Annotated in this window: 22 protein-coding genes; 5 read left to right on the top strand and 17 right to left on the bottom strand. The window is 68.4% G+C overall.

The features are described from left to right. Window positions 1-19: 19 nt before the first annotated feature. The 17 genes from FHG66_RS09540 to xdhA all read right to left on the bottom strand — a co-directional run bounded on the left by FHG66_RS09540 (window position 20) and on the right by xdhA (window position 16,298). Window positions 20-823, bottom strand: coding sequence for an ABC transporter permease (locus tag FHG66_RS09540; RefSeq protein WP_139076512.1), 804 nt, complete (start codon window positions 821-823; stop codon window positions 20-22). After that, complete coding sequence (locus FHG66_RS09535) at window positions 820-1,707, bottom strand: ABC transporter permease (RefSeq protein ID WP_139076511.1); 888 nt, start codon at window positions 1,705-1,707, stop codon at window positions 820-822. The genes FHG66_RS09540 and FHG66_RS09535 overlap by 4 nt, the downstream gene beginning before the upstream one ends. A gap of 55 nt (window positions 1,708-1,762) precedes the next feature. Then, window positions 1,763-2,488, bottom strand: a complete 726-nt coding sequence (locus FHG66_RS09530; RefSeq protein WP_139076510.1) for a transporter substrate-binding domain-containing protein — start codon at window positions 2,486-2,488, stop codon at window positions 1,763-1,765. Between the two features lie 32 nt (window positions 2,489-2,520). Beyond that, on the bottom strand, window positions 2,521-3,300 hold the full coding sequence (locus FHG66_RS09525) for an ABC transporter ATP-binding protein (RefSeq protein ID WP_139076509.1): 780 nt from the start codon (window positions 3,298-3,300) through the stop codon (window positions 2,521-2,523). A gap of 63 nt (window positions 3,301-3,363) precedes the next feature. Continuing rightward, window positions 3,364-3,702: a substrate-binding domain-containing protein gene (locus FHG66_RS22235; protein ID WP_342777485.1), complete on the bottom strand. Its 339-nt coding sequence runs from the start codon at window positions 3,700-3,702 to the stop codon at window positions 3,364-3,366. A 30-nt stretch (window positions 3,703-3,732) separates the two neighbouring features. Continuing rightward, complete coding sequence (locus FHG66_RS22230) at window positions 3,733-3,903, bottom strand: hypothetical protein (RefSeq protein ID WP_246082534.1); 171 nt, start codon at window positions 3,901-3,903, stop codon at window positions 3,733-3,735. Between the two features lie 9 nt (window positions 3,904-3,912). Beyond that, window positions 3,913-4,104 (bottom strand): hypothetical protein, encoded by a 192-nt coding sequence (locus tag FHG66_RS22225; RefSeq protein ID WP_246082533.1) that lies wholly within the window; start codon window positions 4,102-4,104, stop codon window positions 3,913-3,915. Beyond that, complete coding sequence (locus FHG66_RS09515) at window positions 4,101-4,544, bottom strand: tellurite resistance TerB family protein (RefSeq protein ID WP_139076508.1); 444 nt, start codon at window positions 4,542-4,544, stop codon at window positions 4,101-4,103. Before FHG66_RS09515 ends, FHG66_RS22225 begins: the two co-directional genes overlap by 4 nt. 39 nt (window positions 4,545-4,583) lie before the next feature. Then, window positions 4,584-5,360 carry a 23S rRNA (adenine(2030)-N(6))-methyltransferase RlmJ gene (locus tag FHG66_RS09510; RefSeq protein ID WP_139076507.1) on the bottom strand — a complete coding sequence of 259 codons (777 nt, stop codon included), beginning with the start codon at window positions 5,358-5,360 and terminating at the stop codon, window positions 4,584-4,586. Between the two features lie 48 nt (window positions 5,361-5,408). Then, a complete protein-coding gene (locus FHG66_RS09505) occupies window positions 5,409-6,470 on the bottom strand; it encodes an NAD(P)/FAD-dependent oxidoreductase (RefSeq protein WP_139076506.1) in 1,062 nt (353 codons plus the stop codon). Between the two features lie 181 nt (window positions 6,471-6,651). Beyond that, window positions 6,652-7,737: a BMP family ABC transporter substrate-binding protein gene (locus tag FHG66_RS09500; RefSeq protein ID WP_176556183.1), complete on the bottom strand. Its 1,086-nt coding sequence runs from the start codon at window positions 7,735-7,737 to the stop codon at window positions 6,652-6,654. Between the two features lie 39 nt (window positions 7,738-7,776). Further along, the gene (locus tag FHG66_RS09495; RefSeq protein WP_139076504.1) at window positions 7,777-8,706 is read right to left on the bottom strand and encodes an ABC transporter permease; all 930 of its coding nucleotides are present in this window, start codon (window positions 8,704-8,706) and stop codon (window positions 7,777-7,779) included. Further along, complete coding sequence (locus FHG66_RS09490; protein ID WP_139076503.1) at window positions 8,706-9,836, bottom strand: ABC transporter permease; 1,131 nt, start codon at window positions 9,834-9,836, stop codon at window positions 8,706-8,708. The genes FHG66_RS09495 and FHG66_RS09490 overlap by 1 nt, the downstream gene beginning before the upstream one ends. 93 nt (window positions 9,837-9,929) lie before the next feature. Then, entirely contained in the window at window positions 9,930-11,453 is a 1,524-nt protein-coding gene (locus tag FHG66_RS09485) for an ABC transporter ATP-binding protein (protein WP_139076502.1), read from the bottom strand. Continuing rightward, on the bottom strand, window positions 11,450-12,373 hold the full coding sequence (gene xdhC / locus FHG66_RS09480) for a xanthine dehydrogenase accessory protein XdhC (protein WP_139076501.1): 924 nt from the start codon (window positions 12,371-12,373) through the stop codon (window positions 11,450-11,452). Before xdhC ends, FHG66_RS09485 begins: the two co-directional genes overlap by 4 nt. Next, a complete protein-coding gene (gene xdhB / locus FHG66_RS09475) occupies window positions 12,370-14,712 on the bottom strand; it encodes a xanthine dehydrogenase molybdopterin binding subunit (protein WP_139076500.1) in 2,343 nt (780 codons plus the stop codon). Before xdhB ends, xdhC begins: the two co-directional genes overlap by 4 nt. After that, the gene (gene xdhA, locus FHG66_RS09470; RefSeq protein WP_139076499.1) at window positions 14,709-16,298 is read right to left on the bottom strand and encodes a xanthine dehydrogenase small subunit; all 1,590 of its coding nucleotides are present in this window, start codon (window positions 16,296-16,298) and stop codon (window positions 14,709-14,711) included. Before xdhA ends, xdhB begins: the two co-directional genes overlap by 4 nt. A gap of 219 nt (window positions 16,299-16,517) precedes the next feature. Here xdhA and FHG66_RS09465 point away from each other — a divergent pair, with 219 nt between their 5' ends. The 5 genes from FHG66_RS09465 to FHG66_RS09445 all read left to right on the top strand — a co-directional run bounded on the left by FHG66_RS09465 (window position 16,518) and on the right by FHG66_RS09445 (window position 22,603). Further along, window positions 16,518-17,066, top strand: a complete 549-nt coding sequence (locus FHG66_RS09465) for a DUF2269 family protein (protein ID WP_139076498.1) — start codon at window positions 16,518-16,520, stop codon at window positions 17,064-17,066. A 95-nt stretch (window positions 17,067-17,161) separates the two neighbouring features. Continuing rightward, the gene (locus FHG66_RS09460) at window positions 17,162-17,695 is read left to right on the top strand and encodes a hypothetical protein (protein ID WP_139076497.1); all 534 of its coding nucleotides are present in this window, start codon (window positions 17,162-17,164) and stop codon (window positions 17,693-17,695) included. Between the two features lie 109 nt (window positions 17,696-17,804). After that, window positions 17,805-18,353: a DUF2269 family protein gene (locus FHG66_RS09455; protein WP_139076496.1), complete on the top strand. Its 549-nt coding sequence runs from the start codon at window positions 17,805-17,807 to the stop codon at window positions 18,351-18,353. A gap of 96 nt (window positions 18,354-18,449) precedes the next feature. Continuing rightward, window positions 18,450-21,950 (top strand): DNA polymerase III subunit alpha, encoded by a 3,501-nt coding sequence (gene dnaE / locus FHG66_RS09450; RefSeq protein WP_139076495.1) that lies wholly within the window; start codon window positions 18,450-18,452, stop codon window positions 21,948-21,950. A 119-nt stretch (window positions 21,951-22,069) separates the two neighbouring features. Then, on the top strand, window positions 22,070-22,603 hold the full coding sequence (locus FHG66_RS09445) for a hypothetical protein (RefSeq protein ID WP_139076494.1): 534 nt from the start codon (window positions 22,070-22,072) through the stop codon (window positions 22,601-22,603). Window positions 22,604-22,605: the final 2 nt, after the last annotated feature.

Below are 22,605 nucleotides of genomic sequence, written 5' to 3'. Positions count from 1 at the left end.
AGAAACCGTGGGGGCCATGTCATCGGATCACCTGAAACTTGGCGCGCCAGCGTCCCGTGCTGGAGGGCATGTGACGGTTGAGCCACCTCGACCCCAGCCAGAACAGTCCGACGATGGCCATGGTGAGGAGGACGAAATACCCCGCAAGGATGGGGTAAGGGACGAACGGGTTGAAGGTCTTGTCCGCGAAATACTGCGCGTAGTAAAGCGCATCCCCTTTCTGCTGGATGGCCGGGAAGCTGCTCACGAAGACCAGCGTGGTGGCGTGGAACAGAAAGATGGCTTCGTTGGTGTAGGCGGGCCAGGCCAGGCGGAGCATGGTCGGGAACACGATGCGGCGGAACTTGGTCCAGCCTGTCAGGCCATAGGCGTCGGCGGCCTCGAGGTCGCCCTTGGGAATGGCCTGTAGCGCGCCGTTGAAGATCTCGGCCGAGTAGGCGGCGGTGTTGAAGAAAAGCACGATCAGTGCCCCGAGCCAAGCCGAGGTCAGGATGCCCAGGCCCGGAAACTGCCCCTTGAGACTGAGGAAAAGAAAGTAGCCAAAGAAGAACTGAATAAAGAGTGGCGAGCCGCGAAAAATGAAGACTAACCACTCCGCGGGCTTGCGGACCCACGCCTTGTGGGATGTCCGTGCCAGCGCGATGCCAATGGCCAGGAAGAACCCCGCCAGCAGCGCCACCACGCCGAAATAGATGTTCCAGGCCAGACCCGAACCGATCAGGGTCGCCTGCTGGCAGAAGGTGAAATCGGTCGTCGGCAGCGCCCGTTCCCCGTAGCCAAGGGACCGGAAGGCGTAGGCCTGAATGGTGTCGAGGCAGCTCATGCCGGTCCCGCCATGGCGGCCTTGCGCTGGGCTTCGCCTCCGGCGACGGCCTGTCCGTGTGTGAACCGCCGCATCAGCCGATCGAGCACGATCTCAGAGACGCGTGTGAAGGCGAGGTAGAAGACCAGCAGGAACAGGAAGTACCACATCCGCCAGTCGCCATGCGGGAAGTCGGTGAACTGCGGGGTCTTGGAGCCGCCAAGGTCGCGCGCCCAGTACACGATGTCCTCGACGCCCAGGAGGAACAGCAAAGGGCTGGCCTTGATCAGGACCATCCACAGATTCGACAGCCCCGGCAAAGCATAGACCCACATCTGCGGGACCAGCACCCGCCAGAAGGCCTGGCGATGGGTCATGCCATAGGCCTCGGCCGTTTCCATCTGGCCGCGAGGAACCGCGCGCATGGCGCCGAACAGGACGTTGCCCGCGAACGCGCCGAACACGATGGCGAAGGTCAGGACGGCGAGGAAAAAGCCATAAACCTCGTGCATCCACTGGGGCGAGGAGGACAGGGGCAGTTTCGCGATGTCGCAGACGACGAAGTCGTTGCCCTGACGCACGGGCTGGTCCCAGTCGGGGCACAGAAGCCGGTGCCGAAGGTATTCGAAGCCCTGATCCAGCGCGATCACGAAGAACAGGAAGAAGACGATGTCCGGAATGCCCCGGACGAGCAGGATGTAGGCCTTGCCGATCCAGGAGAGCGGCGCCACGCGCGATCGCGCCAGCATGGCGCCCCCGAAGCCGAGGAGGAGAGCTGCCGGTGCGGTGACCAAGAGAAGGAGAAGCACCGTTCCGAACGAGGCGTAGAAGCCCAGGTGCTTGCCCGTGGTCAGGTAGCACAGGAACCAGAGCGCATCGCTCAGGGTGGATGGGTCGGCGCACATGACAGGAACCTGGGCGGGAGCCGAGGGAGCACTGGGTGTCCCTCGGGATTAGGGGTCAGAAGCTCGGGACGGTTTCGCCCGGGAACCACTTGGCGAGAAGCTCGTTCACCGAGCCGTCGTCCTTCATGGCCTGAATCGCGGCGTCGAGCTGGTCGCGAAGCGCGGTGTCGGATTCACGGACGCCTGCGCCGATGCCACCGCCCAGCGGCACGCGGTCACCCACGAACTGAAGCTCGCCGCCCGAGTTCGCCACGATCGGCGCCAGGAAGTCGTAATCCGCGAACACCGCATCGGCCTCGCCGTTGCGGACGGCGGCCACGGTTTCCTCGGGAGTGGCGTATTCCTGGAGCGTGGCGCCCGTCGTGGCGACATGCGCGGCCTGGATGGTCGCCGCCTGGGCCGACACGACGCCACCCTGGATATCGGCCTCGGCGCTGGGGGCCGCATAGGCCGATGCCGTGGGCGGGTAGTAGTTCTGGGTGAAGTCGATGACCTCGTCCCGCTCGTCGGTGATCGACATGCCGGCCATGATCACGTCGTAGTTGCCCGAGACGAGGTTCGGGATGATCGAGTCCCACTCGTTCGTGACCCATTCGCAGGTCAGCTGGGCGCGGCGGCACATCTCGTCGCCGAGCTCCCGCTCGAAGCCGGCGATCTCGCCCGAGTCGTCCAGGAAGTTGTAGGGCGGATAGGCTCCCTCGGTGCCGATCCGCACCACGTCCTGCGCGAGCGCCGCCGACGCCGAGAGCGCCAGGGCGGAGGCGAGCAGAAGTCTTTTCATCGTTGTTTCCCTTGTTGGTCGAGCGGTTCTTGTCAGGCGGCCTGCGTGGCCGACAGGAACCCTCGGAGCCGCTCCGTCCGAGGGTTTCCAAAAAGCCGGTCGGGAGGGCCTTCCTCCTCGATGCGACCCTTGTGAAGGAAAACGACATGATGGGCGACATCCGCCGCAAGCCTCATGTCATGCGTCACGATGATCATCGTCCGCCCTTCCTGGGCCAGCGCCTTGATCACCCGGACCACCTCCTGTTCCAGCTCGGGGTCCAGCGCGGAGGTGGGCTCATCGAAAAGAAGGGCCTTGGGTTCCATGCAGAGCGCGCGCGCGATGGCGGCGCGCTGCTGCTGCCCGCCTGACAGTTGCGCAGGCCAGGCATCAGCCTTGTCGGCGATGCCAACCTTGGCGAGGTAGGCGCGGGCCTTGTCCTCGACCTCGCGCGGGTCGCGCTTCAGGACGGTTAGAGGCGCTTCCATGACGTTCTGGAGGATCGTCATGTGGGACCAAAGATTGAAGCTTTGGAAGACCATCGACAGGTTTGTGCGGATGCGGACCACCTGGGTCCGGTCCGCCGGGCGGCGGTCCATGCCGCGTCCCTTCCAAAGCACCGGTTCGCCGCAGAACACCACCTCGCCCTGCTGGCTGTCCTCCAGCAGGTTGCAGCAGCGGAGCAGAGTCGACTTGCCCGATCCCGAGGATCCGATCATCGCCACCACATGCCCGGCGGGCGCGGCGATATCGACGCCCTTCAGCACCTCGAGCGACCCATAGGCCTTGTGAAGATTGCGAATTTCAATGACGGGCGCGGCGTCGTTCGGCACGTTGTCTTCCCTATGGCTTGGGAAGGAGACGTCATTTCCGGGTCGATTGCAACGTTTTTGGGCTTAGGCCTTTGTGACGTCAGGTGACGGGGGCAGCCGTCGCTCATAGGCCGACAGGGGCAAGACCACCACTGCCCGAAGTCCCAGCACCTCTGCCTCGACCTTGGGCAGGGCGGCGATGGCTTCTGCGATCGCGGCACGGAACGGGGCCGGGTCGCGGCTCCTGGCGGTGATGAAGCTCATGCCCGGCCCGGATGCTGTGTGGCCCACCACACGGACATGGCGGGCCGTGTCGTCCCAGCGCCGCAGGTTGCGGAAGGTCACCGCGTCGATGCTGGCCAGGTCCGCTCGGGCGTTGGTCACCGCCCTCTGCGAGGCGGCGTGCGAGCCCGTGACCAGCACCGGCCGGATCGCGATCCCGTTGCATGCCGCCTACTCCTGCCCAAGGTCGCAGCCGGAGTTCGACGCCGCGTCGTTGAGCGCGAAGCGCGCACCCAGCGCTGGACTGGCGGCGTGGGCGATGACGACGCTGTAGTACTCTCCCGGCCCGGCACCGGGGAGCTCATAGTCGGCGGCGCCGATGATCGTGACCCGGTCCCGCAACCGCGCCCACTAGGGCAGGTTGCAGATCTGCCCGAGCACGAGGTCCGGCCGTCCCCATTCGTCCATGGGGTCCGTCCCGTGGTCCAGCGCGTCGGGTGCCGCATTCCCCCGGGACCGAAGCCCGTCCCGGATGAGCGACCAGAGCGCGTCATGCGCCGCCCAGTTGTCGGGCCGGTCGTACATCGGAAGAGCGGCGATCACCGCAGCCGGGCGTCCACGCGCTGACGCGCAAGACCGCTGTCGGCGTCCTCCACCCCGAGCATCGGAGCCACAAGCCGCATCAGCGCGTCCTCGTCCTCGGCGCGCCGGCCATCCGCCAGCGCGACCTCCCAGAGCGCCTCGATGACCCCTAGCCGCTCTTCGTAGGGCACGTGTTCCTTGATGGCGCGGGTGAAGCGGACGGTGTCGGGCGCTTCTGTCTCCAGGACCTCCGCGTCGCCTCGCAGGCGGGCGACCTCGAAAGGGCCAAGGCCGAACCGGGCGCTCAGCACTTGATCGATGCGGCTCACCTCGGCGGCGGTGTAGTGCCCATCCGTCCGGGCCAGCCGTACGAGAAGGGCCGCCAGCGCCAGACGCGCGTCCGGGTCGGGGAGGGTTTCAGGGGCGGGTGACAGGAGGCGGCGGAGGAGGTGCTCGAACATGTGTCCGAGGTATAGCGTGGATCGGCCTGCGGAAAGGCTTCAGAGCGTCACGAAACGCTCAGCGAGCCAGGCCGCGCGTTCGTCCAGCCGCCAGGGCGGGTTTACGGTGAACAGGCCCGAGCCCACCATGCCATGGCCGGGCCGGGCCGGCGGAAACCGGACCTCGTGCCGGAGCGCGTCGGGAAAGGACCGCTCCAGCCGCCTGAGCATGGGGGCGTGCCGCTCGTCGGGCAGAAGGGGGTACCACAGCATCAGCACGCCCACGTTCCAGCGCCGATGCACCCGCTCCATGAGGTCCGGAACCGTGGCGTACTCGTCCTTCACCTCCCACGATGGGTCGATCAGCAAAAAGCCCCGGCGCGGCGTGGGTGGGGTCAGTGTCAGGGCCATCTCCGCTCCGTCCCGCCGCTCGATCCGTGCGCCATGCGGGGCGAGGTTGCGCTGAAGGGCGTCGCCTTCGCGCGGGTGGAGTTCGGCCAGCGTGATCCGGTCCTGCGGGCGCAGCGTCAGGGCAGCCACGAGGGGCGAGCCCGGATAGGCGCGAGGCCCATGCATCCGGCGCGTCTCTGCCAGCACCTTGGCATAGGGGTCGTCCTGGGCGAACCACCCTTCGACGCGTTGGATCCCCGCCGCCGCTTCGCCGGTCTTGAGCGCCTCGCCGCTGCCCAAGTCGTAGAGCCCCCGGCCCGCATGGGTTTCCATGTAGCTGAGCGGCTTGTCCTTTTTCCCAAGCTCCGCCAGCACCCAGGCGAGCATGGCGTGTTTTTGGACGTCGGCGAGGTTTCCGGCGTGGTAGCCGTGCTGGTAGGAAAGCATGGTCCCCCCTTAGCATCCTCTCGGAGGATGAGGGAGAGGACAGCGGCCTTAGGTCCGCAACCGCGCCGGGGACAGCGCCGCCGCCAGTTCCGCCCCTAGCGTCGTCGGGCCGCCTCCGGCCAGTTCCGCCAAATGCCGGCTGGCCGCGCAGGAGGTCTGGAAGCCGTAGCCGCCCTGTCCCGCGCACCAAAGGAACGCAGGCTCCAGCGGGTCGGGCCCAAGCACCAGTTGGCGGTCGGGAGCAAAGGTCCTGAGCCCGGCCCAGGAGGCCAGCAACCGCGTCACCTCCATCGTGACGTTCTCCTCAAAGCGGGCGAGGCCCTCGGCCAGCACCATATCGTCGGCCCAGGCATCGTGCGGCTCCTGCGGCTGCTCCTCGGCTGGGGAGACGAGGAGCGCGCCCGCGTCGGGCTTCATGTACCAACTCTCGCCCGCGCCCAGCACCATGGGCCAAGAGGATGGGTCCAGGGGTGAGGGGATTCGCGCCATCGAGCGTCGCATCGGTTGCAGGCTCAGCGGCGGCAGTCCGGCCATGACCGCGACGCTGTCCGCCCAGGCGCCCGCGGCGTTGACCAGGACATGGGCTTCGTATGTCGCGCCCGCTTCCACGGTCCAGCCTGCGCCGGTCCGGCGAATGGCCGTCACGGGGGAACGCGAGACGACCTGCGCCCCGTTCGCCTTGGCTTCGCGCAGGAAGCCCTGGAGCAGCCGGTCGGTGTCGAGATCGAAGGTGTCGGGCTGGAACGCCGCCCGGATTGCCGCGGGGCCGAGGATCGGAAACCGCTCCTGGGCCTCCCCGAGCCCGATCTCGGTCATCTCGAGCGCGATCAGGTCATGCTCAAAGGCCTGATCCTCCTCCGCGCGGGCCACCATCATCAGGCCGCGCGGGCTCAGCACCGCCCTGTCTTCCAACTCGGACCGGCTCGCGCGGCTGAGGGCCACGGTCGAGGGCGCGCCATAGGTTTCCTCGAAGACCGCCGCCGAGCGACCTGTCGCGTGATGGCCCAGCCTGTCCTCTGCTTCCAGCAGGGTGACGGAGCCCAGGGCCGAGAGGCGGGCCGCGGCGGAAACGCCGGCAATGCCACCGCCGATGACAAGGAAGTCGATCATGGGTCGGTCGTTCTCGAAGGGATGGGGATCAGTCACGGCTGGATGAGCAGGCCGGACAGGGGTCTGGCACGCAACATCGGGACGCGCGGCCAAGGACGACACCTTGTGGCCGGATCGGGCCTGCTGCGGAGGGCGGCTGAACGGGGGGCTCGCGCCTGCGAGCCCCCCGTGGCGTTGGCGGTTACGAGGGGATCTCGCCCGCGATGCCCTCGACGTAGAAGTTCAGGCCGCGAAGCTCCTCGTCCGTGGCGACCTGGCCTTCGGCCAGCCAGACGCTTCCGTCCTGCTTGTTCAGCGGGCCGGTGAAGGGGTGGTAGGCCTTGGACGCGATCTGGTCGCGCAGAGCCTCGGCCTCGGCTTTCACCTCGGCGGGAACGGCTTCGGTGATCTCGCCGATCAGCACCTCGCCCTCGGCGATGCCGCCCCAGAAGGACTGGCTTTCCCAAGTCCCGTCCAGCACTGCCTGAATGCGCTGGATGTAGTACGGGCCCCAGTTGTCGATGATCGAGGAGATCCGCGGTGTGGGCTTGAACGCCTCCATGTCCGAGGCTTGGCCAAAGGTGAAGACGTTCCCGGCCTCCTGCGCGGCGGCCTGCGGCGCCGTGGAGTCGGTGTGCTGGAGGATGACGTCCACGCCCTGTTCGATCATGGCCTTGGCAGCGTCGGCTTCCTTGGCGGGGTCGAACCAGGTGTAGGCCCAGATCACCACCATCTCGACGTCCGGGTTCACTTTGCGGGCGTGGATGAAGGACGAGTTGATGCCCTGGATGACCTCGGGGATCGGGAAGGAGCCGATATAGCCGATCTTGTTGGTCTTGGTCATGCGGCCGGCGATGGTGCCGATGACCGCGCGGCCCTCGTAGAAGCGCGCGTCATAGACGGCGAGATTCGGCGCGGTCTTGTAGCCGGTCGCATGCTCGAACCTCACGTCCGGGAACTGGGTCGCGACGTTGACGGTCGGGTCCATGTAGCCGAACGAGGTCGTGAAGATCAGCTTCGCGCCGCTCAGCACCATCTGGGTGATGGCCCGCTCCGCGTCGGCGCCCTCGGGGACCGATTCCTGGTAGATCGTCTCGACCGCGTCGCCGAAATGCTCCTCGACGGCCAGACGGCCTTGATCATGCTGGTAGGTCCAGCCGCCGTCGCCGATCGGTCCCACATAGATGAAGCCCACCTTGAGCGGCCCCTCCTGCGCGCGGACGGGCAGGCCCAGCGTGGCAAGCGTGGCGGCCGTCGCCCCCGAGGCGAGAAGCGTCCGTCTGTTCAGTTTCATCCGCAGTAACTCCCTGTTCTGGATGGTCCCGCCTCAGCGCGAGGCGTGGAATGGTTGCCCGAGCGAGCCCGGAGCGGCCAGCGCCGCCCGGCCCCGTCCCGAGGAGATGAGCACGAGCACGAGGATCGTGATGACGTAAGGGGCCATCGACAGCACCTCGACGGGCACGGGCACGTTGGCCGCCTGGAGGTTGAGCTGAAGCACCGAGATCCCGCCGAACAGCCAGGCCCCCAGCAGCAGCCGCAGCGGACGCCAGGAGGCGAAGACCACGATGGCCAAGGCGATCCAGCCCGCGCCGGCCGTGACTCCTTCGGTCCATTGCGGCACGCGGACCAGGGACAGGTAGGCTCCGCCAAGGCCCGCGCAGGCTCCGCCGAACAGGATGGCAAAGAACCGCAGCCGAAGGACCTTGTAGCCCAGGGCGTGCGCGGCCTCGTGGTTCTCGCCCACGGCGCGCAGCGTCAGGCCCGCCTGCGTTCGCAGGAACCACCACACCGCCGCGACTAGGGCGAGCCCTAGATAAACCACCCAGTCGTGCTGGAAGAGGATGGGGCCCAGAACGGGAAGCTCCGACAGAACGGGGATGGTGATGTCCGCCATCTCGGGCGCGCGGATGCCGTTGTAGGACTGCCCCACCAGCGAGGCGAGCCCGAGCCCGAACAACGTCAGGGCCAGTCCGGTCGCCACCTGGTTCGACTTGAGCCACAGGACCAGGACCGCAAAGAGCACCGACAGCGCCGCCCCTCCGGCGGCCGCGCCCAGGAAGCCCAGGACCGGCGATCCCGTGGCCACCGCCGTCGCGAACCCGGTGATCGCCCCGGTGATCATCATGCCTTCCACGCCGAGGTTCAGGATCCCCGCCCGTTCCACCACCAGTTCGCCTAAGGCAGCCAACAGGATCGGCGTGGACGCGACCATCAGCGAGGCGAGCAAGAGGATCGGCGAGATGCCGGACAGGTCCATCAGCGCGTCCCCCCGGCCGGATGGGGCTGCGTCGCGACCGGGCGGGTCGCCGTGACCCGCTGGTGCCCGAGCCGCAGCCGGTAGGTCGTCAGCAGATCCATGGCCAGCAGGAAGAACAGGAGCATGCCTTGGAACAGCTGCACCGCCGCGGCAGGCAGGCCAAGCTGGGTCTGGGCCATCTCGCCCCCGATGTAGGTCAGGGCCATGAGCAGTCCGGCCAGCAGGATGCCGACCGGATGCAGCCGGCCAAGGAAGGCCACGATGATCGCCGTGAAGCCGTAGCTCACGTTGAAATCGATGCTGATCTGCCCGGCCGGGCCCGTGACCTCGAACACGCCAGCCAGCCCGGCCAGCGCGCCCGAGATCGCCATGCAGGCATAAACGAGCCCCGACGGCGATACCCCGGCAAAGGCGGCGGCGCGGGGGCTCTGCCCGGCAAGGCGGACCGCGAAGCCGAAAACATGCCGCGACAACAGAATATAGGCGGCGATCACCGCCAGCCCCGCCGCCACGACGCCCCAATGGACGCCCGTTCCCGGCAGCAGGTCAAGGTTGGCCGCAGCCGGCCATTGCGCCAGATTCCGCGAGCCGGGAAAACCCATGCCCTCGGGGTTCTGCAGCGGCCCGAGCGCGGCATAGGCAAGCAGGTTCGTCGCGACATAGACCAGCATCAGCGAGACCAGGATCTCGTTGGTGCCGAACCTGACTTTGAGCAGGGCCGGAATCAGCGCCCAGGCCATGCCTCCCAAGGCCCCTGCCAGGACCATCAGGGGGAAGATCAGCCGCGACTCGGACGGATAGAAGGCCAGTCCCACGGCTGCGCCGGTCAGCGCGCCCAGGACGTATTGCCCCTCGGCCCCGATGTTCCAGATGCCCGCGCGAAAGCCGAAGGACAGCCCGATCGCAATCAGGATCAGCGGCCCCGCCTTGATGAGAAGCTGCGGGCGCGTATAGCTCGCGAAGTCGCCGAAGAGCGGGTCCCAGAAGATCGTGCGGATCGCCAGCACCGGGTCCTTGCCCAGCGCCGCGAACAGGAGGCCCCCCACGACCATGGTGGCCAGCACCGCGAGGACAGGGGTCGCCAGGGCCCAGCCGCGCGACGGGGCCGGGCGCTTCTCCAGGACGATCATGGCATGCGCCTCCTGACGGGGTGGTCGTGACCTGCCATGCGGAGCGATAGCGCCCCGGCCCTCAAGACCGGGTAAATCCGATGCGGGCGCTGATCAGTGGGCATGGTGGGCGACCTCCATCCCGTGCGCGCCGCCGAGCAAGAGGCCGATCTCCTCGACCGTCAGGCCGTGCGCGGGGCGGGCGGGGGAAAGGCGGCCTTCGTTCAGGGCGGCAAAGCGGTCCGAAATTTCCATGAGCTCATCGAGGTCCTGGCTCACCACCACCACTGCCGCGCCCTTGGACGCGAGATCGAGAAGCGCCTGCCGGATCGAGGCCGCCGCCGAGGCGTCCACGCCCCAAGTGGGCTGGTTCACCACCAGCACGTCGGGGCGTTGCAGGATCTCGCGGCCGATCACGAACTTCTGGAGGTTGCCGCCCGACAGCGAACGGGCGGTGGCCTGGGGTCCCGGCGTGCGGACGTCGAAGCTGGCGATGATGCGCTCGGCAAAGCCGCGGGCGGCCGACCAGTCCACGAAGCCCCGCCGCGCCAGACCTTCGCGCACGCGCCCCGTGAGCAGCGCGTTCTCGGTCAGGGTCATGTCGGACGCTGCGGCGTGGCCGTTCCGCTCCTCCGGGGCGCAAAGAAGACCGCGCGCGCGCCGCTCCGACGGACGAAGACTCCCGATGGGATCGCTCCGAAGCCGGACCATCCCCGGCGCGACCCGCATCTCGCCCGAAAGGGCGAGCAGCAACTCGTCCTGGCCGTTTCCGGCGACCCCGCCGATGCCCAGCACCTCGCCCCGGCTTACGCTGAAGGTCACGTCCCGCAGTGCCTGTCCGTGCAGGCGGGTGGGCGCCGCCGTCAGGCCCTGGACCTCCAGCACCACCTCGCCGCCGACCGAGGCGGCCCGCGTCGGGGTCTTGAGCGTGCCACCCACCATCATCTCGGCCATCTGGCGGGCCGACGTCGAGCGGGGGTCGCAGGTCGCCACGACCCGGCCGCCCCGCAGGATCGTCGCCTCCTCGCAGAGCGCCCGGATTTCTTCGAGCTTGTGCGAGATGTAGAGGATCGCGAGCCCCTCGTCCCGAAGCTGGCGCAGGGTGCGGAACAGGATCTCGACTTCCTGCGGGGTCAGGACAGAGGTTGGCTCGTCCATGATGAGGAGGCGGGGGGACTGGAGGAGGCAACGGATGATCTCCACCCGCTGACGCTCACCGGCCGAAAGGTCGCCCACGGTGCGGCGCGGATCGAGCGGCAGGCCATACTCGCGCGAGACTTCGGTGATGCGCTGGGCGAGAACGCCTAGGGCCGGCGGGTTCTCCATGCCAAGGGCGATGTTCTCCGCGACGTTGAGAGCGTCGAACAGCGAGAAGTGCTGGAACACCATCGCCACCCCGGCCGCGCGGGCGGCACGGGGCTCGGGCGGGGCGTAGGCCTGACCCGCGAGGACCATGGCGCCTGCATCCGGCCGCACGAGGCCGTAGATCGTCTTGACCAGCGTGGACTTGCCCGCGCCATTCTCGCCCAGAAGGGCATGCACCGAGGCGGGGCGGATGTCGAAGCTCACCTCGCTGTTGGCGACGACCCCCGGATAGGCCTTGGTCAGGCCTCGGATCGCCAGCAGCACCTCACTCATCCGGTGGCATCCTTGTCCTGGCATTGCCCGCTTGTCCCTGCCGCCCTGATTAGCGCGGCAGCGACGCCAACGGCAATGGCTTGGGGGTGCTTGCCGAGGCTGGGGTCGCCTATCGGACAGGCAATGCGCGAAATCTGGGCAGCTGTGTGACCCAACGCAGTGAGGCGCGAACGGAACCGGCCCATCTTAGTCGCGGACCCGATAAGACCGAGGCTCGCGAATCCATGATGGAGCAGCGCGTGGCAGAGCTGGAGGTCCAACTCGTGCGACCGGGTCAGCACGAGGTGGTCCGCGTTCCCAGGGGCATAGCGGACGAGCGCCGGAGGCTCGGTGGCCGGGAGGGTGGTCACGCCGGGCGGCACGCTGGAGGGGAAGCGGTCCGGTCCCAAGTCCACCCAGGTGACGGCGACGCCGGGCCAGGGGGCCAGAACGTTCACGATCGCCCGGCCGACATGACCCGCGCCCCAGACCCAGAGCGGCCGTCCGGGTGCGGGCCCAGCCTCGATCAGCCAGCCGTCACGCACGACAGGGCGCGCGCCGGGCCGAAGCTCCACCAGCGGACCTGCCCCCGATGTCCCTGCCAACGGGCGTGCGTGCGGGAGGGCGTCCGGCAGGCTCGCGGCGTCGAACCGCTCCCAGGCCAGCGTGACCGCCCCTCCGCAGCACTGCCCCAGCGCGGGACCCAACGGCACCGTTCGCAGGAACGGCCCCGGCTCGCCCGCCAGCATCGCTCGCGCCTCGCGCACGGCCTGGTTCTCCAGTTCCCCGCCTCCGATGGTGCCGTCCTCGCCGCCGTCCCAGACCAGCATCGACGTCCCGGCGTCCCGGGGCACGGACCCCGCAACCGTCACCACGAGGATGCGGACGACGCGCCCATGCGCCGCCACCGCCTCGCGCAGGGCGGGGAGGTCGAGGCTCATCCGGCCCGCGCCCGCTTGACCGCCGCCAGAACCCGTTCGGGCGTCGCGGGGGCGTGAAGGTCCGGGAACGCGGGCCCGCACGCCGCGCAGGCGTCCTGCAGCGCCAGGAACGCCGAGATCCCCAGCATGAGCGGCGGCTCCCCCACGGCCTTGGAACGGTAGATCGTCTCAACCCGGTTCGGAGCGTCCCACAGACGGACGTTGAACAAGGCCGGCCGGTCGGACACGGCCGGGATCTTGTAGGTCGAGGGGGCGTGGGTCTTCAGGCGGCCCTTCTGGTCCCAGACAAGCTCCTCGGTCGTCAGCCAACCCGCACCCTGGACGTAGCCCCCCTCGATCTGGCCGATATCCAGCGCGGGGTTCAGCGAGTTGCCGCAGTCGTGCAGGATATCGGCGCGCAGGATGCGGTTCTCGCCCGTCAAGGTGTCGATGACGACCTCGGTCACCGCGCAGCCGTAGGAGAAGTAGAAGAAGGGCCGTCCCGTGCCGCGCAGCCGGTCCCATTCCAGGTCCGGCGTGGCGTAGTAGCCCGTCGAACTCAGGGAGACGCGGCCAAGGTAGCAGGCCTCTACTGCCCCGTCCCAGGTCAGGCTCTCCGGACCTACGGCCACCATGCCGTCCCGGAACTCCACGCGGTCCGGCGTGGTCTGATAGAGCCCCGCCAGATGCGCGGCCATGCGGTCGCGAAGCGTGTCGCAGGCGGCCTGCGTCGCCATGCCGTTCAGGTCCGCGCCCGAGGACGCCGCCGTGGCCGAGGTGTTGGGCACCTTGGTCGTGTCGGTCGCGCTGATGCGGATGCGGTCCAGCGGCACGCCGAACCGGGCCGCCGCCACCTGCATGATCTTGCGGTGCAGGCCCTGGCCCATCTCGGTCCCGCCATGGTTCAGCAGGATCGAGCCGTCGCGGTAGACGTTCACCAGCGCCCCCGCCTGGTTCAGGTGGGTGAGGGTGAACGAAATGCCGAACTTTACGGGAGAGTAGGCCAGGCCCTTCTTCAGGATCGGGCTTTGCGCGTTCCAGTCGAGGATCGCCTCGCGTCGCTTGGTGAAATCGGACGCCTCGAGCAGGTCCTCGGTCATCTCGTGAAGGATGAAGTCGGTGACCTCCATGCCGTAGGGCGTGGTCTGCTCATCCCCAGCGGGGCGGGAGTGCGGGCCGCCGAAGCGCCGCCCGGTGCCGGGGCCGGTCTTGGCACCGCCGGGGGGGTCGTAGAAGTTCAGGCGACGCACCTCGACCGGGTCCTTTCCCAGCGCGCGGGCGACGTGCTCGATAATGCGCTCCATCCCCAGCATGCCCTGCGGGCCGCCGAAGCCACGGAAGGCCGTCGCGCTCTGGGTGTTGGTTCTGAGCCGGTGCGAGGTGATCCGCATGGCCGGGATCAGGTAGGCGTTGTCGGCGTGGAGCATCGCCCGGTCGGCTACGGCCAGGCTCAGGTCCTGCGACCAGCCGCACCGGGCATACTGGGTCACGTCGATGGCGTGGAGCCGCCCGTCCTCGTCAAAGCCCACCTCGTAGTCGATGCGGAAGTCGTGCCGCTTACCGGTGATGACCATGTCGTCGTCGCGGTCGTACCGCATCCGGCAGGCGCGCCCGGTGCGTTCCGCCCCGACGGCGCAGGCGATGGCCAATGCGTTGCCCTGGCTTTCCTTGCCGCCAAAGCCGCCGCCCATCCGCCGCATCACCACGCGGATGTCGTTCATGTGGACGCCCAGTGCGTCGGCCACCTTGTGCTGGATCTCGGACGGGTGCTGGGTGGAGGAGTGGACCTCCATCTGCCCTTCGCCCGGCAGCGCCAGCGCCGCCTGTCCTTCGAGGTAGAAGTGCTCCTGCCCGCCAATCTCCATCGATCCCTCAAGGCGGCGCGGCGCTTTGGCTAACGCGGCCTCGGCATCGCCCTTGGTCCAGATGCGGGGCCCGTCCTCGAAGCGGCTGTTCGCGGCCAGCGCCTCGTCGAGGGTGAGGATCGGCGTGTTCTCCTCGACCTCGGCCTTGGCCAGCCGCACGGCACGCCGGGCCGCGAGGTGGCTCGTGGCGATCACGAGGAAAAGAGGCTGGCCCAGGAAGTGGATCGGCCCGTTGCAGAGGAGCGGCTCGTCATGGGCGCTGGGCGAGGTGTCGGCGGGGCGCGGCAAATCTTCGGCCACCATCACCTCGACCACGCCGGGCGCACCCCGTACCGCCGACAGGTCGAGCGTCAGGAGCCGTCCCCGGGCAATGGCTGAAAGCCCAAAGGCCAGATGCAGGCAACCCGCCGGCGCTGGGATGTCGTCCACGTAGCGTGCCTGCCCGGTGACGTGCAGATGGGCCGAGTCGTGCGTCTCGCGAAGACCCACGCTCATGGCGCGACCTCCCGGATGTCCGTGGCCGCCCCTGACAGTTCAGCGAAGTAGCGCATGAGCATCCCCCCCGCACCTTCCAGCCGGTAGGCCGCCGAGGCGCGCATGTCCGAGAGTGGCGAGAAATCGGTGACCAAGGCCGGCATTGCCGCCGCAATGGTCTCCGAGGTCCAGGGCCTGCCGGTCAGGGCCGCCTCGACGGCGGTCGCGCGCTGGGGAACGCCCGCCATGCCGCCAAAGGCGATCCGCGCCGTTGCGACGGTCCCGTTCTGCACGGTGACGTTGAAGCCGCCGCAGACGGCCGAGATGTCCTGGTCAAAGCGCTTGGACAGCTTGTAGACCCGGAAGGCCGAGGCGCCCAGTGGCACCGTCACGGCTTCCACGAACTCGCCGGGCTGGCGGTCCTGCTTGCCATAATCCAAGAAGAACGCCTCGATGGGCATCTCGCGCCGGTCGGCGCCGCGCCGCAGATGCAGGGTCGCCCCCAGCGCGATCAGCGCGGGCGGGTTGTCCCCGATCGGGCTGCCATTGGCGATGTTGCCCCCGATGGTCGCGGCGTTCCGCACCTGCGCCGAGCCATAGCGCCGGATCAGCGCCGCCCAGCTTGGGAAAGGCTCTTCGACGGCCCGCAGCACCTCGCTCATCGTGGCCGCCGCGCCGAACCTGATGCGGCCGCCCGCCACCTCGATCCGGGCCATGTCGCGCGCACGGTTCAGGAAGGCGACCTTGGGTAAGTCCCGCAGGCCCTTGGTCACCCACAGGCCAACATCCGTCGCCCCTGCGATCAGTGTGGCGTCCGGGTTCGCCAGGTACCACGCGGCGAGTGCGTCGGCGCTTTCGGGCAGGAACGCCTCTCCATCCGTCTCCGGCATTGCGGGGGGCAGGGCGACCGGCGCGGCCACTCCCGTGCCCGAGGACACGGCTCCGCCCGTCGTCTCACCCCGTTCGCCCTTGAAAGCAGGGGAGGGCCCTCCAGCGGTGGCCGACGTGTCGGCCGTCCCCACGGCATCGTCGCGCGTTCCGGCCCACCCCTCGGCGGGGGGCATGTCGCCCGCTCCGGTCGCGCCGGCCGTGCCGATGGTCCCCGTGGGCGCGCCACCCGGGGGCACGTCGCGCAGCCAGTCCGGCACCGGCTCCGAGGCCGCCGCTTCGGCCGCGCGGATGATCGGCGCGTACCCGGTGCACCGGCACAGGTTCCCCGCAAGGGCCGTGTCATGATCCCGGTCGCCGTTCAGATGCGCTGCCGCCATCGCCACCACGAAGCCCGGCGTGCAGAAGCCGCACTGGCTCCCGTGATGCTCGACCATCGCGCGCTGGACCGGATGCAGGTCCCCGCCCGGTGAGGCGATCCCTTCGACGGTCCGCACGGCCTTTCCGGCAAGCTGGGGCAGGAACAGGATGCAGGCGTTCAGCGCATGAACCCCCCGCGTATCGGTCACCATCACCGTGCAGGCCCCGCAGTCGCCCTCGTTGCAGCCCTCCTTGGTGCCCCGAAGTCCCCGCTCCTCGCGCAGCCAGTCCAGCAGCGTGCGTGTGGCCGGGCCGTCGGCCCTGACCGTCTCCCCGTTCAGGAGAAACTCGATCTGCATGTGAAAGCCCGCCGCGTTACCAGGTGGCCGTGAGGTCGCGCGGTCGATGCGGCGTAGACCGCGCTTCGGGGATCAAAGCCCAAAGCGCGCCCGGTTGGCAAGTGCCGTGCGCGTGACCCTGCCGCGGTCAGGAAAACCGGACTGTCTCCATCCCGGCACCTGAGGGTAGGTCATGAACCATCATTCAAACTGACAATCATTTTCCAGGACCATTCAACAATGGATATCATCCTTCTATTGAAGCTCGTCCATGTCGTGGGCGCCATCATCTGGGTCGGCGGCGCGTCGGTGCTGACGTTGCTTGTCGTCATCCTCGACCGGCGGGGCGACGACCGGGCCACCATGGCCGGCGTGTCCTATGTCGCGCTGCTCGGCAACCGGGTCTTCGCGCCCCTGGGCCTCCTGACGATCCTGACCGGCCTGACCTTGGCTTGGCTGGGCGGCTGGGGCTTCGCGGCCTGGACGATCCTTGCGGCTGCGATCGTCGCCTGCACCTTCCTTCTGGGGGCACTGGTGCTCGGCCCGACCTGCGAACGCTCGGTCAAGACCTGGGCCGAGACGGGCGACGTAGCGGCGTCCATCGCCATGGGGCGGCAGGTTTTGCGCCTCGTGAAGCTCGATCTGGCCGGGCAGTTCGCGATCATCAGCCTGATGGTGCTCAAGCCGTCCTGGGCCGACCTGCACCTGCTGGTACCCGTGGTCATCCTCGTGGCGGGCGCGCTGTCCTTTCTGCGGACCACCGCCCCAGCAGCAGCGCAGCCGGCCTGAGGCTGCCTTCGTCCGTCAAGCGGGGCCGGACAGTCCGGCCCCAGAGATGGCGGCAACTGTTCTAGCTCCAACTAGCCATTTCAGGATCGATTATCATGGACCTAATGATTGCGCTGGAGTTTGCCGGCATCGTGGCCGCCTTGGCCTGGATGGGCGCGGCGGCCGTGCTCGGCCTCATCCTCCTGAGCGCCGACCGGGATGGCGACGACGACGCCGTTCTTCGCGCGGCGGCCGAATCCGCCCTGATCTCGCGCCGGGGCATCCGCCCGGCCATGTCGGTAACCCTTCTGGCGCTTGTGGTGCTGGCCGGCATCGGCGGCTTCGTGAGCGAGGCCTGGGTGCTTCTGTCCGGAGGGCTGTCGCTGACCGCCTGGGTCGTGGCCCGACGCTCCGCGGAGCCCGCCTGCGACAAGGCGATCCAGATGCCGCACGGGGCTGCCCCGTTCCAGGCCCGCCAAGCGCTCCGCCTCCTGCGGGGGAGCCTGATGCTCCAGCTTGGGGCGCTGGCGGCGCTGATCCTGACGCCGGGCTGGAGCGAGGCCGCGCTACTGGCCGGTCTGGCCGCCTGCTTGGGTCTGGCCGTGGCGCTGGCGCGCGGCATGGGCGAAGGCGCCTCCGACGCAGTCTGAACGGAAGGGCGCGACGGGCAAAGGTGCGGAAAACCACCCTCCGCCCGAAGGTCTGGATGATGTAGACTCCCGGCTCACGGCCAGGTGCAGTTCCAAGTGGAGAGACATCATGGGTCTCTATGAAGTGCTAAAGGTGGTCCATATCGGGGCCATCATCGTCTGGGTCGGCGGCGGCCTCGGTCTTCTGGTCCTTTTCGCCGCTGCCGAACGGTCGCACGACAACGCCGACGCCCTTCGCGTGATCAAGGGGGCCTCCATCCTCGGGCCCACGCTGTCGGTCCCGGCAGGCTTGCTCGTGTTGCTAAGCGGTCTAGGCATGGTCTGGGCCGGCGGGCTGGAGTGGGAGGCCTGGGTCCTGCTCTCCCTCCTGGGCGTGGCTGCGATCTTCGGGCTGGGGGCCGGGGTGGTTGGGCCCAAGCCGGAATGGGCCACCCTGATCTGGGAACGGGACGGGGACGAGACGCGGGCCCTGGCCTGCGGTCGGCGCGCCCTGCGCATCGCGCGGCTTGATCAGGTGCTCCAGTTCGCGATCCTGGCCTTGAACGTGATCCAGCCCGCCTGGACCGACGAGGGCATCATCGCGGGCCTTGGCATCCTGGTCACCATCGGTGCCCTGCTGACCTTGCGACCGCTGCCCGGCTTGGTCGAACCGGCCTGAGCCACAGCATCCGGCCCGGCCCATCGGGCACAGCCCCACGCGGTTGTTGTTGAACCCGGCTTCCGACTCGGGCGCGGGGTGGCCTAGACTGCGGGGATGGCCAATCCTCGCTTCATCCACCTCCGCGTCCATTCCGAGCATTCCCTCCTGGAAGGCGCGGTTCCCGTGAAGAAGCTGCCCAAGTTGGCGGCCGAGGCCGGAATGCCCGCCGTGGCGCTGACCGACACCAACGCGATGTTCGCCGCGCTGGAGTTCTCGGACTACGCCTGCAAGATGGGCGTCCAACCGATCGTCGGCGCGCAGATGGACCTGTGCTACCTGCCGCCCGATCCGGGCCGGCCGCCCTACCGCCCCGCCCCGATCGTCCTCCTCGCCCAAAGCGAGGCGGGGTGGAACAACCTGATGAAGATGTCCTCCTGCGCCTATCTGGCGGACACCAACGGCGACGGCCTGCCGCAGATCACCCTTGAGGATCTGGAGCGACACAGCGCGGGCCTGATCTGCCTGTCCGGCGGGCCTGACGGTCCGTTGGGGCGGCTTCTTCAGCAGAACCAGCGCGGCCGGGCCGAAGAGGTCCTTCGCCGCATGGCCGGGATCTTTCCGGGCCGCTTCTATGTCGAACTTCAGCGTCACCCTGTCGATGGCGGCCTGCCCGAGGCCGAGCGGCTGACCGAACGGCCGACGCTGGAACTGGCCTACGACCTCGACCTGCCTATCGTGGCCACGAACGACGTCTACTTCCCCAAGGAGGGTCTGTTCGAAGCGCATGACGCGCTGCTGGCCATTGCCGAAGGAGCCTATGTCGATCAGTCCGAGCCGCGCCGCCGCCTGACGCCCCAGCACTACTTCAAGTCCCAGGCCGAGATGGCGACCTTGTTCGCCGATCTGCCCGAGGCGCTGGAGAACACCGTCGAGATCGCGCGCCGCTGCGCCTTCAAGGTGCCCAAGCGCAAGCCGATCCTGCCCAAGTTCGCCGACAACGAGGTGGAGGAGCTGCGCCGTCAGGCCAAGGAAGGGCTGGAGGCCCGTCTGAAGGTCATCCCCCACGCCGCGCCCGTGGAGGAGTACGAGAAGCGCCTCGCCTTCGAGGTCGGCATCATCGAGCAGATGGGCTTTCCCGGCTACTTCCTGATCGTGGCCGACTTCATCAAATGGGCCAAGTCGCAGGGCATCCCCGTGGGGCCGGGCCGGGGCTCGGGGGCGGGTTCGCTGGTGGCCTATGCGCTCACCATCACCGACCTCGATCCATTGCGATATTCGCTGCTGTTCGAGCGGTTCCTGAACCCCGAACGGGTGTCGATGCCCGACTTTGACATCGACTTCTGCATGGACCGCCGCGAAAAGGTGATCGAGTACGTCCGCGACCGCTACGGCGCGGAGAAGGTGGGCCAGATCATCACCTTCGGCGCGATGCTGTCCAAGGCCGCCGTGCGCGACGTGGGCCGCGTGCTCCAGATGCCCTACGGACAGGTGGACCGCCTCAGCAAGATGATCCCGATGGAGGGCGTGAAGCCCGTCTCCATCACCAAGGCGCTGGCCGACGAGCCCCGCCTGCGCGAGGAGATGCGCGCCGCCGAGGTGGTCAAGCGCTGCATGGAATACGCCGAGCAGCTGGAGGGGCTGCTGCGGAACGCCTCGACCCATGCGGCGGGTGTCGTGATCGGCGACCGGCCGCTTGATGAGCTGGTGCCGCTCTACCGCGCGCCGGGCACCGAGGACATGCCCGCGACCCAGTTCAACATGAAATGGGTGGAGCAGGCGGGCCTCGTGAAGTTCGACTTCCTGGGCCTCAAGACGCTGACCATGATCGACAACGCGGTGAAGCTGATCCGCAAGACGCGCGACCTGCACGTGGCTGCCGATGGCACGCGTCTTTACGACCCCGCGCCGGGAACGGAGAACGACATCCTCGCCATTCCGCTGGACGATGCGGCGACCTACGACCTTTATGCCCGCGCGCGAACCGTCGCCGTGTTCCAGGTGGAGTCCACCGGCATGATGGACGCGCTCAAGCGGATGAGGCCCACCTGCATCGAGGACATCGTGGCGCTCGTGGCGCTGTACCGTCCCGGTCCGATGGAGAACATCCCCGTCTATTGCGAGGTCAAGAACGGAACCCGGCCGCTCGAGTCCATTCATCCCACGATCGACCACATCCTCAAGGAAACCCAAGGCATCATCGTCTACCAGGAACAGGTGATGGAGATCGCCCAGGTCATGGCGGGCTATTCGCTGGGCGGCGCGGACCTGCTGCGCCGCGCCATGGGCAAGAAGATCGCCGAGGAGATGGCCAAGGAGCGTCCCAAGTTCGTGGACGGCGCCAAACGGAACGGCGTGCCCGACAAGAAGGCGGGCGAGGTCTTCGACCTTCTGGAAAAGTTCGCGAACTACGGCTTCAACAAGTCCCACGCCGCCGCCTATGCCGTGGTCAGCTACCAGACCGCCTGGCTCAAGGCGAACCACCCCGTCGAGTTCATGGCCGGCGTCATGAACTGCGACCTCCACATCACCGACAAGCTGGCCGTCTACTTCCAGGAGGTGCGCAAGCACCTCAAGATCCCGACCGTGCCCCCTTGCGTGAACCGCTCCCAAGCGGTGTTCAGCGTGGAGGACGGAAAGCTCGTCTACGGGCTCGGTGCGCTCAAGAACGTGGGCGTGGATGCGATGGAGCTGATCGTCAGGGGACGGGGGAGCAGGCCCTTCGCCACCGTCTTCGACATGGCGCGGCGCGTGGACCTCAAGCGCGTGGGCAAGCGGCCCCTCGAGATGCTGGCCCGCGCCGGGGCCTTCGACATGCTCGACAAGAACCGCAAGCGGGTCTGCGAGTCGCTTGATGCACTCGTCGCCTACTCCGCAGCCGTCCACGAGCAGCGCGCCTCCTCTCAGGTGAGCCTGTTTGGAGAGGCGGGGGCCGACCTTCCCGAGCCGCGCTTGCCCAACACCCACGACTGGGACCCGCCCGAGCGTCTGGCCGAGGAGTTCAAGGCCGTGGGCTTCTACCTCACCGGCCATCCGCTGGACGACTATCTCCCCGCTCTCAAGCGGCAGGGGGTGTCCACCTACGACGAGGTGACGCTCCGGGTGCAGGAGGGGCCCCACATCGCCAAGATCGCGGGCACCGTCGCCGCCCGGCAGGAACGTAAATCGGCCCGCGGCAACCGCTTCGCCTTTGTCGCGATGTCCGATCCGACCGGCCAGTTCGAGGTGACGCTGTTCTCCGAGGCGCTGGAGGCCGGGCGGCCCCATCTCGAACCGGGCTCGCGCGTCATCATCCAGGTGGAGGCCACCTCCGAAGGTGACCAGCTCAGGCTCACAGGCCGCGCCGTGACCCCCATCGACGACGCGCTCGCCAACAGCGGGACGGGCCTGCGGGTCTTCGTGGACGCCGAAGAGGCGCTGGTCTCGGTCGCCAAGGTGCTCGAACAGGCCCGTCAGGCCGCCAAGCGGACAAGGGGCGGTCCGGTGGTCCTGCTGCTCCAGCACCCCTCGCTCCCCGGCGAGGTCGAGGTGGAGATCGGTGATACGGTCCCCGTCACGCCCCAGATCCGCCGCGCGCTGCGGTCGCTGCCCGGCGTGGTCGAGGTCGAGGAGGTCTGACGGCGGCCAGCACGGCGCGCCGGCTGCGCGGGGAACCACCGACCCGGGCCGCAGTCTTCGACATCCGCCGGGGGCGTCCTACACCCTTCGGGCATCGCATCGCCCAAGGAGACTCCCCCATGACCCGCGCCGTCGGACTGGCTGCCCTGGCCCTTCTGGCCCTTCCGGCCTGCGAGGCGGGATTGGCCCCAGCACCGGGCGTGACCGCAGCCTTCGCGGAGGCCACGACCGCGGTCCCCTCCGCCTGCGGCCTGTCCGAAGCCCAGCTTGGGCCGGCGATTGACACAGCGGCAGGCTACGTGGTGCACGACACCGCACCGAACACCGTCGCCCCGCGGACGCACTACATCACAGGATTCGCGGATGGCTGTGCCCGGCCCGTGACAGGGGCCCTGGTCATGTTCGGCGACCTCGCCACCCACGAGACCACGCGCTATGGCGCATCGGCCGTCGCCTACTCGCCGACTGACGCGGCCTATGAGCGGATCAAGTCGCAGGTCTGCGGCGCGGGCCCGGGGCAGCCCTGCGGCACCCGGCTGGCCCAACTGGCGCAGGACACGGTGTTCGTGTCGGTCTATCCGGTCTTCGGAGCGGAGGGACACACCGACCTGCTGCTCCATGACGGCGATCTCGTGGCAGTGGACGGGGGCTAACT

Origin of the sequence: Rubellimicrobium rubrum (assembly GCF_006152115.1) — a bacterium.
Lineage (GTDB): Bacteria > Pseudomonadota > Alphaproteobacteria > Rhodobacterales > Rhodobacteraceae > Rubellimicrobium > Rubellimicrobium rubrum.
This window is presented reverse-complemented; position numbering and strand designations above follow the sequence as displayed.